The sequence below is a fragment of the Burkholderia sp. Ax-1719 genome, assembly GCF_011753055.1.
In the GTDB taxonomy this organism is placed as follows: domain Bacteria; phylum Pseudomonadota; class Gammaproteobacteria; order Burkholderiales; family Burkholderiaceae; genus Paraburkholderia.
Genome location: NZ_VWWJ01000010.1, coordinates 72,927 through 89,091 on the forward strand (window position 1 = coordinate 72,927; position 16,165 = coordinate 89,091).

Below are 16,165 nucleotides of genomic sequence, written 5' to 3' on the forward strand. Positions count from 1 at the left end.
GATTGGTTCTCCGAATGATGGGCGTTTAATAGGCCGATTGACGTTTCGCGTCCTTGCCGTGGCCGAGCGTCGCGAGCAGGCTGCCGAGCAGCCCCGACGCGCCAAAGCGGAACTTCGCCGGTACCGTATAGCCGACGCCCAGTTCGCGCTCCGCCAGCGCGAGATAGGCGGCCGCTTCCTGCGCGGTGCGCACGCCGCCCGCCGCCTTGAATCCCACCGTGCGCCCCGCTTCGCGGATCGCCGCGAGCATGGCCGCTGCCGCGTCGAGCGTGGCGTTCACCGGCACCTTGCCGGTCGAGGTCTTGATGAAGTCCGCGCCCGCTTCGATGGCGATTTCACTGGCGCGACGGATCAGCGCTGCATCGCGCAGCTCGCCGGTTTCCAGGATCACCTTGAGGCACTTGTCGCCCGCCGCCACGCGGCATTGCGCGACCAGTTCGCGGCCCACCTGCGCGTCGCCCGCGAGCAGCGCGCGGTACGGGAACACCACGTCGATTTCATCGGCGCCCAGCACGACGGCATCGGCGGTTTCGCGCGCCGCTGCGTGCGGATCGGCTGCGCCCGCGGGGAAATTCGTCACCGTTGCGATCGGCAGCGCGAGGCCTTTGGCCGTCAGCGCCGCGCGCGCCGTGCCCACGAAACGCGGAAACACGCACAGCGCGGCCGGCGTGCCCACCGGCGTATCCGCCGATGCGGCCAGCGCCTCGATGGACGCGTCGGTGTCGTCGTCGTTGAGCGAGGTGAGATCGATGAGATGCAACGCCTGCAATGCGCGCTCGGCGAGCTGGTTGCGTGTCAGTGCCTGGTCCATGAAAAGCCCGTCAGGAAAGAGAGAAAAACAGTCCGGCGATGGTCGCGCTCATCAGGTTCGAGAGCGTTGCCGCGGCAAGCGCGCGCATGCCGAAGCGCGCGACTTCGCCGCGCAACTCCGGCGCGACCGCGGTGAAGCCGCCCGTCAGGATCGCGATCGACGAAAAATTGGCAAAACCGCACAGCGCGAACGAGACAATCGCGACGGTCTTGGGCGTGAGCAACGGCAGCCCCGCCGCCACGACGTGCGCGCTGTCCTGCAGATACGGCGACAGCCCGCTGTACGCCACAAACTCATTGAGAATCAGCTTCTGGCCGATGAAATTGCCGGCCACCACCGAATCCTGCCACGGCACGCCGATCATCCACGCGAGCGGTGCAAACAGCGCGCCAAGCAAAGATTGCAGCGTGACATGCGCAAAACCCAACCAGCCTGCCACCACGCCGACGCCCGCATTGAGCAGCGCGATCAGGCCGATAAAAGCCACCAGCATGGTGCCGACGTTCACGGCGATCTTCATGCCCACGCTCGCGCCCGAAGCGCCCGCCTCGATCACGCTGGTGGCGCGCTTCTCGTCGAATTCAAGCGCGCCAATATCGACCTCGGTCGCTTCCACCGAGGGGCACAGCATCTTGCCGAACAGCAGACCGCCGGGAATCGCCATAAACGATGCCGCAAGCAGATACTCCATCTTCACGCCGAGCCCCGCATAACCGGCCAGCACCGACCCCGCCACGGACGCCATGCCGCTCGACATGACCGCGAAAATCTCCGGGCCGGACAGACGGCGCACGAACGGCTTCACGAACGCGGGCATCTCGCTCTGGCCGAGGAAAATCGTCGCCACGGCCGAGCAGCCTTCTGCGCGGCTCACGCCCAGCAGTTTCGACACCGCCGTGCCGATAATCGCGATGATCCACTTCATCACGCCAAGGTAGTACAGCACGGCGATCAGCGATGTGACAAAGATGATCATCGGCAGCACGCGCAGGCCGAAAGCGAAACCATCCGCGCCGAACAGCGCAAACATCTTGTCGCCGACCAGCCCGCCGAACAGAAAGGTCAGCCCGTGCTGGCCCATTTCGAGCACGCCGTTCACGGCCGTGGCGACCAGCGCCAGCACGTGACGGCCCATCGGCACAAACAGCACGAGCGCGCCGATCACGATCTGCGCCGCGAGCGCGGCCAATACCGTGCGCGCACGCACGGCGCTGCGGTTCATCGACAGACAGTAGCCAAACACCAGCAGCACCAGAATGCCGCATAGACTGCGCAGGATATCCATATCGAATCCTTGAGGAATGAGGGCTTTGCGTGAGAACGTGCTTCAGAACCGATACCCGACGCTGGCGTAATAGCCCCAGCCGGTCGAGCGGTTCTGGAAGGGTCCACTGCCAAAATTCAGCGTGCTGCCATTCCACTGTCCGCCGTTGTGGAAATAGCGCGCCGCGGTCCAGAAGCGCCAGTGTTTGAACTCGTAGATCAACACGTTGGTCGAGACGAATGCGGTATCGCTGCGCGTGTTGCCGCCGGTTTCTTCGGCCAGGCGCGAGCCGAAGTCGTAGTTGAAGAAGCTCACGAAGGTGAGATTGCCGCCTTTGTAAGTGCCGATCGGATACGCGAGTTTCATCTGCGCGCGATAGCCGTCCCAGCTATTCGCATTGGCCGCGCCGTAGTTTTCCCACTGGCGGCGCACGTAGAGATTCGCGGATAGATAAACCGGCAGCGGCGTGGCGATATCGGTGCCAAGGCCCATATAGAGGGTGTTCTGGCGGCCCGAGACGTTATGCCCCTGGTCATAGATCCAGTCGAAGGCGGCGTACCACTCCTTGAACGGCCCGAAGCCCAGATGCTTGCCCAGCAGATCGTCGATGGAGACGCGCGGCTCCTGCTCCGAGAAAAGCGGCGAGCCCTTGTTGGTGATGCCCGTGTCGTAGCCGTTGCCTACGCCGAAGGCGCGCGGCACGTCGACGTAGCCGTAGAGATCGAATGGCCCTTTGCGGCCGAAGTATTCGTACTCCAGGTACACGTCGTTGGTGGTGTACGGGCCAAAGCGGATGTCCTTCGAACCGATCACGCCAAGGCTCTGGTGCAGCCAGTCCGAGAGATAGCGCGGCGCGGGCTGCGCGGCCGCAGCGCCTGTCGCGACAGGCGTATTGAGTTCAGGCGGCGTGCCGCCGGTTTCGGCCAGTGTGTCGGCGCGCGCGTGAGCCACGCTCAATGCAAGCGCAAGCGCCGATACGGCGATCGGGCCGAATCGATGGGTACGACATGGCGATGTCTCCGGAGCTGTGCGCCACGGTCTCCTCCTTGGGTCCACGGTCTGCTTCCTTATCTGTCTTGAATATCTCATGCAAATGAGATCATCGGAACACGATTTGTTATGTTTATAACATTATCAAAAATGCGTGTCTCAAGAGAGTCAGGGAAAACCCAGAGGAGTTTGAGAAGGGTTGAGGTGGCGCAGACAAAAGGCCCAGGTTGACCGGGCCTTTAATGGAGAACATGCGATGAGAGATCGACGCGTCGTCAGCGCCGAGCGCGGCGTTCAGGCATAACCCGTCGTGCCCTTGATTTCCAGATATTCGACAAGACCGAATTCCGCATATTCACGGCCATTGCCGGAACGCTTGAAACCACCAAACGGCGCCGCCGGATTCCACGCCGGATAGTTGATATGGACGTTGCCGACCCGCAGCCGCGCCGCCACGCGACGCGCATGCTCCAGATCCTTCGACTGCACATAGCCCGCCAACCCATAGACCGAATCGTTAGCGAGCGCAATCGCTTCCTCTTCGGTTCGATAGGCCATGATCGACAGCACGGGCCCGAAGATTTCCTCGCGGGCGATCGTCATATGCGGCTGCACGTTCGAGAACACCGTCGGCTGAACATAGAAGCCTTCGCGCAACCCTTCAGGCCTTCCCAGGCCGCCCGCGACGAGCGTCGCGCCCTCCTCGATGCCCTGCCCGATCAGATGCTGGATGCGATCGTATTGCACACGGCTGACGACCGGCCCGATACCGGTCTCGACCGCACGCGGATCGCCAACCACCGTGCGCTGCGCTTCGGCGCGAGCGGCTTGCTCCGCAATCGCCAGATGGTCCGCGTGCACGAGCATGCGCGTGGGCGCGTTGCAGGACTGCCCGCTATTGCTGAAGCAACTGCGCGCACCAAGCGTCACAGCGCGTTCGATATCGGCATCGGGCAGGATGAGGTTGGGGCTCTTGCTGCCCAGTTCCTGATGCACGCGCTTGACGGTATCGGCGGCGGCTTTCGCGACTTCGATACCCGCGCGCGTCGAGCCCGTGAACGACACCATATCGACATCGGGATGCCGCGAAAGCGCGTCGCCCACCACATGCCCATAGCCATGCACGAGATTGAACACGCCGGGCGGCACACCCGCTTCGTCGAGGATCTCGGCGAACAGGATGCCGCTGAACGGCGCAACCTCGCTGGGCTTGAGCACCATCGTGCAACCCGCCGCCAGCGCGGGCGCGACCTTGCAGACGATCTGGTTGATCGGCCAGTTCCACGGCGTGATCAGCGCGCATACGCCGATGGGCTCGTGCGAAACCAGCATTGAATCGGTCTGCCGACTGAACTGAAACGTCTTCAATGCACGGATCGTCTGTTCCAGATGTGCGGTGCCCACGGCAGCTTGCATCGCGCGCGCAAACGCAATGGGCGCGCCCATTTCCTGGCTGATGGTCTGCGCGACTTCTTCGTAGCGACGCTGGTAGATTTCAAGCACGCGCTCCAGCAGCGATACGCGCTGCCCGACGCTCCAGCGCGAAAATGTGTCGAACGCCTGCTTCGCTGCACGCACAGCGCGATCAACATCGACTTCCGTGCCAATCTTCAGTTGTGCATAGGGACGTTCATTGGACGGATCGATGACATCGATCGCCTGTGCGCGGTCTGGATCGAACCATTCTCCGGCGATAAAACTCTGTCGCGACATGCGCATTGTTCGCTCCTCCCTTACACAGCGCGCGCGTAGGCAGCGGCGAGAATGTCGCGAATCTGAGCGACGAACCACGTGATTTCATCGCGCGACATCACGAGCGGCGGCGAGAACTGCACGATGGGCGTGCCTTCGTGATCGACACCCGCGCGGCACAGCAGCCCGGCTTCGAAGAGCGCCGGAGCCAGCACCGTCGAGACGAAGGTCTGCGCGCTCATGGTCGCCGTCCAGCGACGCGCTTCCTTGTCGGAAACGAGTTCGAGCGAGTAGTGGTAACCATCGCCGCGCACATCGCCCACGCAGGGCAGTTCGAGCAGCGCGTCGAGCGAGGCGCGGAAGTGACGCTCGTTTTCGCGCACGTTGCCGATCACGCCTTCGCGTTCGATGATGGCGAGATTCGCAAGCGCCGCCGTACACGCCACCGGATGGCCGCCATAGGTCGCGCCATGCAGAAACATCTGCTGCGGCCCCTTGAGCACGGTGTCGACGACCGCATCGCTTGCGATCACGCCGCCCAGCGGCACATAACCCGAGGCGATGCCCTTCGCGAACGTGAGCACATCGGGCTTCAGCCCATAGCGGCGCGAACCGAAGTATTCGCCGAGGCGACCGAAGCCGCAAATCACTTCATCGGCGACGAGCAGCACGCCATGACGATCGCAGATTTCGCGCAGCCCCGCCGCGTAGCCAGCCGGCGGCGTGAGACTGCCACCCGCATTCTGCAGCGGTTCGACCACGATGGCGGCGACCGTATCCGGCCCTTCCTGGACGATCAGCGATTCGATCTCGTCCAGCAGGAAGCGCGTGAACTGCGCTTCGGTCTCGTCCGCCGGCCGGCCATAGCGCTTCGTGTTGTTGACGTGGCGTACGCCCGCCATCAGCGGTTCGAAGTGCTTGCGGAAGTTTGTCATGCCATTCAGCGCGAGCGCGCCGAACGAGGTGCCGTGATACGCCACGCGGCGCGCAATGAACTTGCGACGCTGCGGTTCGCCGCGGGCCTGATGATACTGGCGCACGAGTTTGATCGCCGATTCATTGGATTCCGAACCACTCGACGTGAAGAACACGCGGTTCAGCCCTTCCGGCGCGAGCGTTGCGAGCTTGTGCGCGAGACGGATCGAGCTTTCGTGCCCATTGCCCCAGTTGGTCGCGAATGGCAGACGCACCATCTGCTCGCGCACGGCATCGCCAATTTCGGCGCCGTGACTGTAGCCCACCTGCACGCAGTACAGGCCAGCCAGCGCATCGAAATAGCGCTTGCCGTTCTGGTCGATGAGCCAGCAACCCTCGCCGCGGTCGAATACCGTCAAGTCCTTGTCGCCGTAGGCATCGGCATGCGTAAAGTGCATCAGCAGATGCCGCTTGCCCATTTCCTGCAGATCCCGTTGGGTGTCCTTACCGCTCATAGCCATGCTCCTTCTTCATAAGTTCAACAACGTCATTGTTTGAATATTCGATTGCGGCTCAACTGATCGTGAGCGTCGGCGCTGGGCGCGTGAAGCCGCGCGTGAGCCATACGAGCTGACACAGCCCTACCACGAGCCAGCCGACGCCCACATAGAACGTCTGTCGCGACAGCCCAGACCAGAGCCACACATTCATCGCGAAGCCAATCGCGGGCATCGCGCCGAACTTGATCCAGCCTGCAAAATGACGGTTTTCTCGCCGCGTGAGGTAACTGCGCATCACACACAGATTCACCCCGGCGAAGGCGACGAGCGCGCCGAAACTGATCATCGTGGACGCCAGGTCGAGCGTGATGAACAGCGCGGAGAACGACAGCGCACCGACCACGAGCGTCGCACGCACCGGCGTGCCCAGCCGTGCATGCACATGCCCGAAGACGCGCTCTGGCAATACCTGATCGCGGCCCATCGCGAACAGCACGCGCGTCACGCTCGCCTGTCCGGCCATCGCACTCGCGAAACAGCCAGCGACATACACCGCCACGAAGAATGCAGACAAGGTATTGCCGCCCACGCGCTGCATGAGTTCGAGGCTCGCGGAATCGAGGTCCTTGAAGGTGTGCCAGTCCGGATAAACCACCTGCCCGACGAACGCCACCAGGAAGAACAGCACGCCGCTTGCCAGCGTGCAGAGCAGAATCGCGCGCGGCACTGTGCGACGCGGATCGCGTGTTTCTTCGGCGAGCGTCGACACGGCGTCGAAGCCCAGAAACGAGAGGCACAGAATGGCCGACCCCGCGAAAATCGCACTGGCGCTATCAGCGTGCGGGAGCGCGAACGACACCGGCATGTCGTGCGCGACTGCAAGCCGCGACGCAGCGAACAGAAACACGGCGATGAACACCATCTGGCTGGCGATCAGAATGAGATTCACACGGCTGACGAGTTTGATGCCAAACACGTTCAGACCCGTGACGAGCGCGATGCTCGCCACCACCCATAGGGTTGCGGGCACGGCTGGAAAGACCTGCTTCATATACACGCCAATCACCAGATAGCTGATCATCGGAATGAAGAGGTAGTCGAGCAGCAGCGACCAGCCGACCATAAAACCCGCCGATGTGCCGAAATTGCGCGTCGCAAACGTGTAGGCCGAACCGGCGCTCGGCATGAGTCGCGCCATATGGCCGTAGCTGCACGCCGTGAACAGCATGGCGATCAATGTGACCGCGTAAGCGGCGGCGAGGTGGCCGTTCGTCTGACTGCTGACGAGGCCGTAGGTGGTGAAAACCGTCATCGGCAGCATATAGGCGACGCCGAAAATCACCAGCGTGAACAGTCCCAGCCGACGCGTTCGCGTATTGCTTGTTGCATGTCCAACCTCTTCTTGCACGGCTCGTCTCCTGTCATTGCTCAGGAAAGAGTGTGGTACGACAAAAAGTCGACCACGAATGAGAAAAGAGGACGTAATAAGGGGATATATTCGGACACACCGATGACGACGCACCCGGAGAACCTCAGCTGCGATGCGCCTTTATGCGGTCATGCACTGGCGGGCAGCGCGCATTCCCGCTATGTTTGCTGCATGCCACATGCAGGTGCACGCTCATGAAAGACGAATCCCGCCATAGCCAGAGCACGGCCGAGCGCCGTTTGCGATCGTCTCTTGGCCTGGAGGATCCAATCGGACGCCAGGAGGACATTCCGGCGACCGTCCATGCAATCGCCGCCGCGCTGGACGAATGCCGCGTGCGCCATATCGACGATGCCGCGCTGCTCGAAGGCACCGGGCTCGACGCCCGCGAAGTCGCTTCGCCCACGATTCATGTCAATCGCAACCAGGAACAACGTTGCTTTCACAACCTTCTTCTCCATAGCGACAGTCCGTCGATTGGACTGGCGATTGGCGGCCGCCTGCATGTTTCGACGCTCGGTCTTGCTGGCTACGCCATGCTGATTAGCGGGTCCGTGATGCAGGCGTTCAGTTGCATGAGCCAGTTTCCGCTGTTCATGGGCCTCTACTTCGACGTGCGTGCGCGTGCGACGTCGAGCGGCATGACGGTGTCGATAGGCCGTTATAACGGCGAGCCCGATATCGAGACCTATCAGGCCGATATGTGCCTGGCGAGCCTGCGCCTGATCGTCTCCGATCTGGTCGGCCGGCCGGTCTGGCCGTCGGAGGTCAATCTGGCGCGCCGAACGCCGCGTTACGCCGCTGAGTACGCGCAGCACTACGGCTGTCGTGTGCGCTTCAATGCAGGCCAGGATGCGCTCGTCTTTACGGCGGTGAGCGGCATGGAAACGCCGCGTCTCGCAAACGAAGTGAGTTTCAATGCGCTACATCGCCAATGCGAAGTGCTTGAGCGTGAATGGGCCGCTTCGATCGGCACGCGTTTCGCCGATCGCGCGAAAGAACTGATGAGCCGCGATCTGGCGCGCTTCAAGTCGATGACGGCGCTGGCCAGCGCGCTGCATATGACGGAACGCACGCTACGCAGGCGGCTGGAGAAGGACGGATTGTCGTTTCAGGCACTGCTGGACGAGGTGCGTCATCACGCGGCAATCCAGTTACTCGATGATGACGCGCTCACGGTCGCAGCGATCGCGGAACGGCTGGGGTATAGCGAGCCACGCAGTTTTCGGCATGCGTTCCGCAGATGGACCGGGAGGGCGCCGCGGGGCAATGAGGGGGAAGATTGAGGCGCGTCAGGCGCGGATCGATATTTCGGTGTACGAAGCAGTTGAGGCAACAAGGAAACCGGACGGAACAACATCCAGTGACTTGAAAAGGAGAATCTGGTGGGCCGGGTGGGGTTCGAACCCACGATGGGATTTCTCCGGTGGATTATGAGTCCACTGCCTGCAACCAACACGGCGTCCAGCCCACGGAGTTAAAGCGAGAGTTTGCCAACAAAAAAGCCCGGTCTGAACAGAGCCGGGCTTTCCGACGGCAGGCCGACATACTACACGAAACTGGGCCAGCCTGGCCATCCATCACACGCTTTTACTTGCGCTGGATGCGTTCTGCCTCGGGCAAAGCGCACGCAAACGCGATCAATTGCCTTCGAGGAAAGACTTGAGCTTGTCCGAACGGCTCGGGTGACGCAGCTTGCGAAGCGCCTTCGCTTCGATCTGGCGAATCCGCTCGCGCGTCACGTCGAACTGCTTGCCCACTTCTTCCAGCGTGTGATCGGTGCTCATCTCGATACCGAAGCGCATACGCAGCACCTTGGCCTCGCGCGGCGTGAGCGAATCGAGCACATCCTTCACCACGTCGCGCATCGAAGCGTGCAACGCGGCATCGGCGGGCGCCACCGTGTTGTTGTCCTCGATGAAGTCGCCCAGATGCGAATCGTCGTCGTCGCCGATCGGCGTTTCCATGGAGATCGGCTCCTTCGCGATCTTCATGATCTTGCGGATCTTGTCCTCCGGCATTTCCATCTTTTCGGCCAGCGTTGCCGGATCCGGCTCAAGACCGGTTTCCTGCAGGATCTGCCGCGAAATACGGTTCATCTTGTTGATCGTCTCGATCATGTGAACCGGAATCCGGATCGTGCGCGCCTGGTCCGCGATCGAGCGCGTGATGGCCTGACGGATCCACCACGTCGCGTAGGTCGAGAACTTGTAGCCGCGACGATATTCGAACTTGTCCACCGCCTTCATCAGGCCGATGTTGCCTTCCTGGATCAGGTCGAGGAACTGCAGGCCGCGGTTGGTGTACTTCTTCGCAATCGAAATCACGAGACGCAGATTGGCCTCGGTCATTTCGCGCTTGGCCTGACGCGCCTTCAGTTCGCCGGCCGCCATCTGGCGGTTGGTTTCCTTGAGGTCTTTGAGCGGCAGCACCACGCGCGCCTGCAGATCGAGCAGACGTTGCTGCTGTTCGCGGATCGCCGGCACGTTACGCGAGAGAATCGCGCTGTACGAATGGCTTTCCGCGACGACCTTGTCGGCCCAATCGAGATCGGTTTCGTTGCCCGGGAAGCGCGTGATGAATTCCGAGCGCGGCATGCCGCACTTGTCGACCACCGTGTGCAGGATCTGACGCTCGACCTGGCGCACTTCGTCCACCTGCGCGCGCAGCGTGTCGCACAGACGCTCCACCGTACGCGCCGTGAAGCGGATCGACATCAGCTCGGTCTGGATCGTTTCCTGCGCCTTCAGGTAGGCCTTCGACTTGTAGCCTTCCTTTTCGAACGCACGGCGCATCTTGTCGAACCATTCGCTGATGAGCGCGAACTTTTCGAGCGCGGAGCGCTTGAGGGCTTCGAGCTGCGCCGCATTGGCCGTCGCCTGCGCCGTGCCGTCGTCTTCCTCTTCTTCGCCCTCTTCCTCTTCTTCCTCTTCGGCGTTCTCGTCCTCGTTCTCGATCTCTTCCGCTTCCTTGGCGTTGAAGCCATCGGTATCTTCGGCGTTGGGATCGATCAGGCCATCGACGAGCTCATCCACGCGAATCTCGTCGTTAGCGACGCGTTCGGCCATGGCGAGAATATCGGCGATGGTGGTCGGGCAGGCCGAAATGGCCATGACCATGTGCATGAGGCCGTCTTCGATACGCTTGGCGATTTCGATTTCGCCTTCGCGCGTGAGGAGTTCGACCGTGCCCATTTCACGCATGTACATGCGCACCGGGTCGGTCGTGCGGCCGAATTCGGAATCGACGGTGGAGAGCGCCACTTCCGCTTCTTCTTCGACTTCGTCGTCGGAAGAGGCGTTGGGAGCGTTGTCGTTGAGCAGCAGCGTTTCAGCATCGGGCGCCTGTTCGTAGACGGCGACGCCCATGTCGTTGAACGTGCTGATGATGCCTTCGATCGCCTCGGTTTCCGTGAAGTTGTCCGGAAGGTGATCGTTGATTTCGGCGTAGGTGAGGTAGCCGCGCTCCTTGCCAAGCTTGATGAGCGCGCGCAGCTTGTTGCGCCGCTCTTCGAGTTCCTCGACGGTCCCGGGCTGCGAGGAGGCGAACGCGTCTTTCAGCAGCGCCTTCTCTTTCGCTCGCCGGTCGCGCGCACGAGTGGTCTTCTCACCCTTGCCCGCGGCGGGCGTGCTTTCTTCGCTCTGGTTTGCGTCGTCATCGACGGACACTTCATTCAGCTTTTTCGTCATGGAGTTCGCCGTACCGGCTGTAGTCTCGACTCGGGGCTGTTGGACAACAGCCTCTTGAACCGTGGATACTGGAGCCTCGCGCTCTGCCGCATCGTCCGCAACGGCAGGCGCTAGCCTTGCACTACTCGGACCACCGGAGCGTTTCGTTGCCGGATGCGTGACGGCTTTCGCCGCCTTCGCAGGCGCCGCTCGCGCGGCCGAAACAGTCCGGGTTTTCTTCGGGACTGCGGGAACTTCATGACTGGCGGTTGCCGCGTTGCGACGGGAACCGGCGGAAGAGGGATGCGTGGCCTGTGACCTGTCGGTCTGCTCCGTCGAGCTATCGCCTGCCGCCGTCTTTCCGCCTGTAGTCTTTGCCATTGCCATTCCGCCCCTTGCTGGAAACTGGACACCTTTCGGCATCACCCGGCGAAATGACCTCCGAGTGATACGTGTGCTGCCCGCCCGGAAAAAACAAAAACAACAAAAACAAACCGCTGAAAACCTTCGATTTTAGCACGCACGGTAATAATTGCCCGAGCGCGATCCTCCCTGCCTACAGCCCAAGCTGACGCTTCATGTCAGCCCGCGCCTGATTCAATTTAACGTATTCGGCCAGTTCCTCGGGCGTGTGCCGCGACTGGCGCGAAAGCACTTCGAGCCGCTCGCTGCAGGCGTCGAAACGCATCTTCAGGATGGCCGCCGTCAATTCCTCGCTCACGAGCCGCTCCTGCTCGCGGCGCTCCTCCAGCACGGCGCCATCTTCTGGGTTTTTCATCAGCAAATCCCGAACGTTTTCATCATAGTCCAGAATTTCCCGAAAAATCTCCTCGAAGGTTGGAGCATTGGCCCCATTTCTCAAGAGATCCGACAACAGCTGGAATTCAGCCGCATCGCCCAGTGCGCGGGCATGCGTGGTGACTTCCTCGAACAGTTCGCCGTGCCGCGTGAGCGTAATGAGCGCCTGTTCGGCCTCTTCGTCCAGTTGCACGACGATGCGCGGGTGCATCACCAGGTTGCGCAGCGCCTTGCGCTCGATCCCCGTCACCAGGTGCCGATCCTTGCGGGCGGGCGCCTGGCGCGCAGCCTGGGCAATGCGGGCGTCGACCTCGCACAGCCCCGCCACTTCCTCGAACGGCACGTCCAGACGGTCCGCGATCATGTGCATGATCTGCGCGCGCAGCGCATTCGCGGGCAGCGCCTGCAACAGCGGCTTGGCGTCAAACAGCGCGCGGGCGCGGCCTTCCGGCTGGTCCAGCTCCTTGCCGGCCATCACCTCGTTCAACATGAACTGCGAGAGCGGCATGGCGCGCTCGACCTGTTCCTTGAAGGCTTCCGTGCCGAATTCGCGCACGTAGCTGTCCGGATCGTGCTCGGCCGGCAGGAACAGGAAGCGGATCGTGCGGTTGTCCGCCGCGTGCGGCAGGCAGGCGTCCAGCGCGCGCCGCGCGGCGCGACGGCCCGCCGAATCGCCGTCGAAGCTGAAGATCACCGTATCGGTCTGACGCATCAGCTTCTGGACGTGAATGGGCGTACAGGCCGTGCCGAGCGTCGCCACGGCGTTCTGGAAACCCAGTTGCGCCAGCGCCACCACGTCCATATAGCCTTCCACCACCAGCACGTAGTGCTGTTCGCGGATCGCCAGACGCGCCTCGAACAGCCCGTACAGTTCGCTACCCTTGTTAAATAGCGGCGTTTCCGGGGAATTCAAATACTTGGGTTCGCCGCCGTCCAGCACGCGGCCGCCAAAGCCAATCACCTGCCCCTTCACGTTGCGGATGGGGAACATCACGCGGTCGCGGAAGCGGTCGTAGCGGCGCGCCTGGCCTTGCGCGTCCTGCTTTTCGCTGACGATCACGAGGCCCGATTCGACGAGCGAATCGTCGCGATAGTCCTGGAAGGCGGATTCGAGGTTCTGCCAGCCGTCCGGCGAATAGCCCAGCCCGAAACGGGCCGCGATTTCGCCGGTCAGGCCGCGCTTTTTGAGGTACTGGATCGCATTGGGCGCGCTGCGCAACTGCTTGCGGTAATAGTCGCAAGCGGTCTGCATCACGTCGGACAGCGCGTTGGAAACGGCTTTCGAAACGCCGGGCGCGTAACCGCCGCCCTCGCCTTGTCCGCCACGGCCGCCACCGTAGCCGCCGCGCACCGGCGACGGCTCCTGCGGCACAGTCAGGCCGACCGACTGGGCGAGATCGTTGACGGCCTCGGGAAACGACAGGCCGGCGTGCTCCATGAGAAAGCCGATGGCCGTACCGTGCGCGCCGCAACCGAAGCAGTGATAGAACTGCTTCGTTGGACTAACGGTAAAGGAAGGGCTTTTCTCGTTGTGGAACGGGCACAGGCCCATGAAGTTCGCGCCGCCCTTTTTGAGCTGCACGAAGCGTCCCACCACGTCGACAATATCGACGCGGTTCAGCAGATCCTGCAGGAACGAATGCGGAATCATCAGGCTCGGTCGCTCGGTTATTTCTGGCGGGCTGGACGCAATGCCCTGGTCGGCACGCGCCCGACGCAAGCCCCGCGCGCCACCGCTCACGGCAACGCAGGGAGCCCGCGCGTGGCCCTTACTTCGAGAGCGCTGCCTTGACGAGGCCGGAGACGGCCGTCATATCGGCGCGGCCGGCCAGCTTCGGCTTGAGCACGCCCATGACCTTGCCCATGTCCTGCGGGCCCGCAGCGCCCACCTGTGCCACGGCTGCCTGCACTTCGGCGGCGATTTCCGCATCCGAAAGCTGCTCGGGCATATAGGTGGTGAGCACGACCAGTTCGGCCTGCTCCTTTTCGACGAGGTCGGCGCGGGCCGCGGCTTCGAACTGGCTGATCGAATCCTTGCGCTGCTTGATCATCTTGTCGATGACCGCCGTGACGGCGGCGTCGTCGAGCGTGATGCGCTCGTCGACTTCGCGTTGCTTGATGGCGGCGAGCAGCAGACGAATCGTGGCGAGGCGCTCGGTTTCGCGGGCGCGCATCGCGGTTTTCATATCGTCGTTGATTCGGTCTTTGAGGCTCATCACTCACCTGAAATGCGTTGGGGTTGCACAATCCCGGATTCACCGGGCAGCGCGGCCGCTTGGCCAGAATTTGGCACCGAATTCACACCGAAGCATCGCAGGAATGCAAAAACCCGCCTGGAAGCGTTTCCAGGCGGGTCGGTGCGGGTTCGGCTGGTTGCGACCACACCAGAGGACAGCGCGGCGCACAGGCTGCCGGCTGTTTTGCGTCGCCGTGGATTTCCTCAAATGCGGAAAAATCACGGCGGCGCCGAAATCAGTACATCTTCTTTGGCAGCGTCTGGCTGCGAATACGCTTGAAGTGGCGCTTGACCGCCGCTGCCTTCTTGCGTTTGCGTTCAGCCGTGGGCTTCTCGTAAAACTCACGCGCGCGAAGTTCGGTCAAGAGACCGTTCTTTTCGATCGTGCGCTTGAAGCGGCGCATGGCAACTTCAAACGGTTCGTTTTCTTTTACGCGGATGGTCGTCATTTTCCAATAACGGATCGGGGGTAAAGGGAGCCAGTATAGCAAAACTATACCTGTGCATCGTGAGGGCGCCGGAAGGAAAACCCGAATCCAGGCGCCCCCTGACCACTTCCCGCACAGCCTTACCAGAAGCGGGATTGAGCCTTATGCACCAGCCGCGAGCGCGAACTCCGCCGCGGCCTCGCCAGCCGCAACACCCGACGCCCAGGCCCACTGGAAATTGTAGCCGCCGAGCCAGCCCGTCACGTCCACCGCTTCGCCCACGAAGTAAAGCCCCGGTACGCGCTGGCTCATCATCGTCGCGGAAGACAGCTCGCGCGTGTCCACGCCGCCGCGCGTCACTTCGGCCTTCTTGTAGCCTTCGGTGCCGGTCGGCGTGAGCGTCCACTGCGACAGCCCCTCGCCGATACGGCGCAGCGTCTTGTCCGGCAGATCGGCGAGGCGCGCGTCGAGCGCCACGCCATGCGTTTCGAGCCATGCGTGCGCAAGGCGCGCGGGCACCCATTCGGCGAGCAGATTGCCGATCTGGCGTTTGGTCGACCCTTTGGCCTCGATGAGCGCTTCCGTGGCGTCGCGATCCGGCAGCAGGTTCACGCGGATCGGCTGCCCGGGCTGCCAGTAGCTCGAAATCTGCAGCACGCCCGGACCCGACAGGCCCCGATGCGTGAACAGCAGGTCTTCGTCGAAAGCGCCGCCGGTCTTGCGCTCGCCGGTCGCCACATGCACGTCGAGCGAAACACCCGACAGCGGCACATACGGCTCCCACTCCTGCTGCGCGAAGGTCAGCGGCACCAGCGCGGGGCGCATATCGATGAGCTTGTGGCCGAACTGCTTGGCCACGCGATACGCAAAATCGGTCGCGCCGATCTTAGGGATCGACAAACCGCCCGTGGCGATGACAAGCGCCTTCGCGCGGATCTGGCCTTGCGGCGTGCCGAGCGTGAAGCCCGCGCCGTCGGCATGCGCGACGTCTTCGACGGGCAGCGGGCGACGCCAGGCGACCTTGCCGGCGTCGCATTCGGAGCGCAGCACGTCGATGATCGCTTCGCTGGACTGGTCGCAGAACAACTGGCCCTTGTGCTTCTCGTGCCAGGTGACGCGATGCTGGCGCAGCAGCGCCAGAAAATCGCGCGGCGTATAGCGCGCGAGCGCCGAGCGGCAGAAATGCGGGTTATTCGAGAGATAATTGGCCGGGCTGGCGTGCAGATTCGTGAAATTGCAGCGGCCGCCGCCCGAAATGCGGATTTTTTCCGCGAGACGCGGTGCGTGGTCGATCAGCGCTACGCGGCGGCCCTTCTGGCCCGCCACCGCCGCGGTCATCATGCCGGCGGCTCCTGCGCCGATCACGGCGATGTCGAAAGATTCCATGCCGCGCATTTTACCCGCGCGGCGTTCGCGCCGGTCGGCGTCAGCCGG

12 protein-coding genes and 1 tRNA gene are annotated in these 16,165 nt (G+C 62.6%); 1 reads left to right on the top strand and 12 read right to left on the bottom strand.

Features of this window, described 5'->3' with window-relative positions:
• Nucleotides 1-25: 25 nt before the first annotated feature.
• The 6 genes from deoC to F3J17_RS19145 form a co-directional block, all read right to left on the bottom strand.
• Entirely contained in the window at nucleotides 26-811 is a 786-nt protein-coding gene (gene deoC / locus F3J17_RS19120) for a deoxyribose-phosphate aldolase (protein ID WP_167062012.1), read from the bottom strand.
• Nucleotides 812-821: 10 nt separating this feature from the next.
• Nucleotides 822-2,096, bottom strand: coding sequence for a NupC/NupG family nucleoside CNT transporter (locus tag F3J17_RS19125; RefSeq protein ID WP_167062015.1), 1,275 nt, complete (start codon nucleotides 2,094-2,096; stop codon nucleotides 822-824).
• 42 nt (nucleotides 2,097-2,138) lie between these two features.
• Nucleotides 2,139-3,026: a nucleoside-specific channel-forming protein Tsx gene (locus F3J17_RS19130; RefSeq protein ID WP_345891219.1), complete on the bottom strand. Its 888-nt coding sequence runs from the start codon at nucleotides 3,024-3,026 to the stop codon at nucleotides 2,139-2,141.
• A 333-nt stretch (nucleotides 3,027-3,359) separates the two neighbouring features.
• Entirely contained in the window at nucleotides 3,360-4,784 is a 1,425-nt protein-coding gene (locus tag F3J17_RS19135; RefSeq protein ID WP_167062017.1) for an aldehyde dehydrogenase family protein, read from the bottom strand.
• A gap of 14 nt (nucleotides 4,785-4,798) precedes the next feature.
• On the bottom strand, nucleotides 4,799-6,187 hold the full coding sequence (locus F3J17_RS19140; protein WP_167062020.1) for an aspartate aminotransferase family protein: 1,389 nt from the start codon (nucleotides 6,185-6,187) through the stop codon (nucleotides 4,799-4,801).
• Between the two features lie 58 nt (nucleotides 6,188-6,245).
• Entirely contained in the window at nucleotides 6,246-7,580 is a 1,335-nt protein-coding gene (locus F3J17_RS19145) for an APC family permease (RefSeq protein ID WP_167062023.1), read from the bottom strand.
• Nucleotides 7,581-7,795: 215 nt separating this feature from the next.
• Here F3J17_RS19145 and F3J17_RS19150 point away from each other — a divergent pair, with 215 nt between their 5' ends.
• Nucleotides 7,796-8,887 carry an AraC family transcriptional regulator gene (locus F3J17_RS19150; RefSeq protein ID WP_167062026.1) on the top strand — a complete coding sequence of 364 codons (1,092 nt, stop codon included), beginning with the start codon at nucleotides 7,796-7,798 and terminating at the stop codon, nucleotides 8,885-8,887.
• A 97-nt stretch (nucleotides 8,888-8,984) separates the two neighbouring features.
• On the opposite strand, the gene F3J17_RS19155 is transcribed toward F3J17_RS19150, so the two are convergent.
• From F3J17_RS19155 to F3J17_RS19180, 6 genes are all read right to left on the bottom strand, one after another.
• Nucleotides 8,985-9,072: transfer RNA gene (locus tag F3J17_RS19155), tRNA-Ile, on the bottom strand.
• A 169-nt stretch (nucleotides 9,073-9,241) separates the two neighbouring features.
• Entirely contained in the window at nucleotides 9,242-11,650 is a 2,409-nt protein-coding gene (gene rpoD, locus F3J17_RS19160) for an RNA polymerase sigma factor RpoD (protein WP_167062028.1), read from the bottom strand.
• Nucleotides 11,651-11,825: 175 nt separating this feature from the next.
• Nucleotides 11,826-13,718, bottom strand: a complete 1,893-nt coding sequence (gene dnaG, locus F3J17_RS19165) for a DNA primase (protein ID WP_167062031.1) — start codon at nucleotides 13,716-13,718, stop codon at nucleotides 11,826-11,828.
• 118 nt (nucleotides 13,719-13,836) lie between these two features.
• Nucleotides 13,837-14,283: a GatB/YqeY domain-containing protein gene (locus F3J17_RS19170; RefSeq protein WP_167062035.1), complete on the bottom strand. Its 447-nt coding sequence runs from the start codon at nucleotides 14,281-14,283 to the stop codon at nucleotides 13,837-13,839.
• A 256-nt stretch (nucleotides 14,284-14,539) separates the two neighbouring features.
• The gene (gene rpsU / locus F3J17_RS19175) at nucleotides 14,540-14,752 is read right to left on the bottom strand and encodes a 30S ribosomal protein S21 (protein ID WP_027819095.1); all 213 of its coding nucleotides are present in this window, start codon (nucleotides 14,750-14,752) and stop codon (nucleotides 14,540-14,542) included.
• 141 nt (nucleotides 14,753-14,893) lie between these two features.
• Nucleotides 14,894-16,117, bottom strand: a complete 1,224-nt coding sequence (locus F3J17_RS19180) for an NAD(P)/FAD-dependent oxidoreductase (RefSeq protein ID WP_167062038.1) — start codon at nucleotides 16,115-16,117, stop codon at nucleotides 14,894-14,896.
• Nucleotides 16,118-16,165: the final 48 nt, after the last annotated feature.

Coding starts and splice junctions, on each gene's coding strand:
- deoC (WP_167062012.1), bottom strand. CDS start 811: ATGGACCAGGCACTGACACGCAACCAGCTCGCCGAGCGCGCATTGCAG.
- F3J17_RS19125 (WP_167062015.1), bottom strand. CDS start 2,096: ATGGATATCCTGCGCAGTCTATGCGGCATTCTGGTGCTGCTGGTGTTT.
- F3J17_RS19135 (WP_167062017.1), bottom strand. CDS start 4,784: ATGCGCATGTCGCGACAGAGTTTTATCGCCGGAGAATGGTTCGATCCA.
- F3J17_RS19140 (WP_167062020.1), bottom strand. CDS start 6,187: ATGAGCGGTAAGGACACCCAACGGGATCTGCAGGAAATGGGCAAGCGG.
- F3J17_RS19150 (WP_167062026.1), top strand. CDS start 7,796: ATGAAAGACGAATCCCGCCATAGCCAGAGCACGGCCGAGCGCCGTTTG.
- rpoD (WP_167062028.1), bottom strand. CDS start 11,650: ATGGCAAAGACTACAGGCGGAAAGACGGCGGCAGGCGATAGCTCGACG.
- dnaG (WP_167062031.1), bottom strand. CDS start 13,718: ATGATTCCGCATTCGTTCCTGCAGGATCTGCTGAACCGCGTCGATATT.
- F3J17_RS19170 (WP_167062035.1), bottom strand. CDS start 14,283: ATGAGCCTCAAAGACCGAATCAACGACGATATGAAAACCGCGATGCGC.
- rpsU (WP_027819095.1), bottom strand. CDS start 14,752: ATGACGACCATCCGCGTAAAAGAAAACGAACCGTTTGAAGTTGCCATG.
- F3J17_RS19180 (WP_167062038.1), bottom strand. CDS start 16,117: ATGGAATCTTTCGACATCGCCGTGATCGGCGCAGGAGCCGCCGGCATG.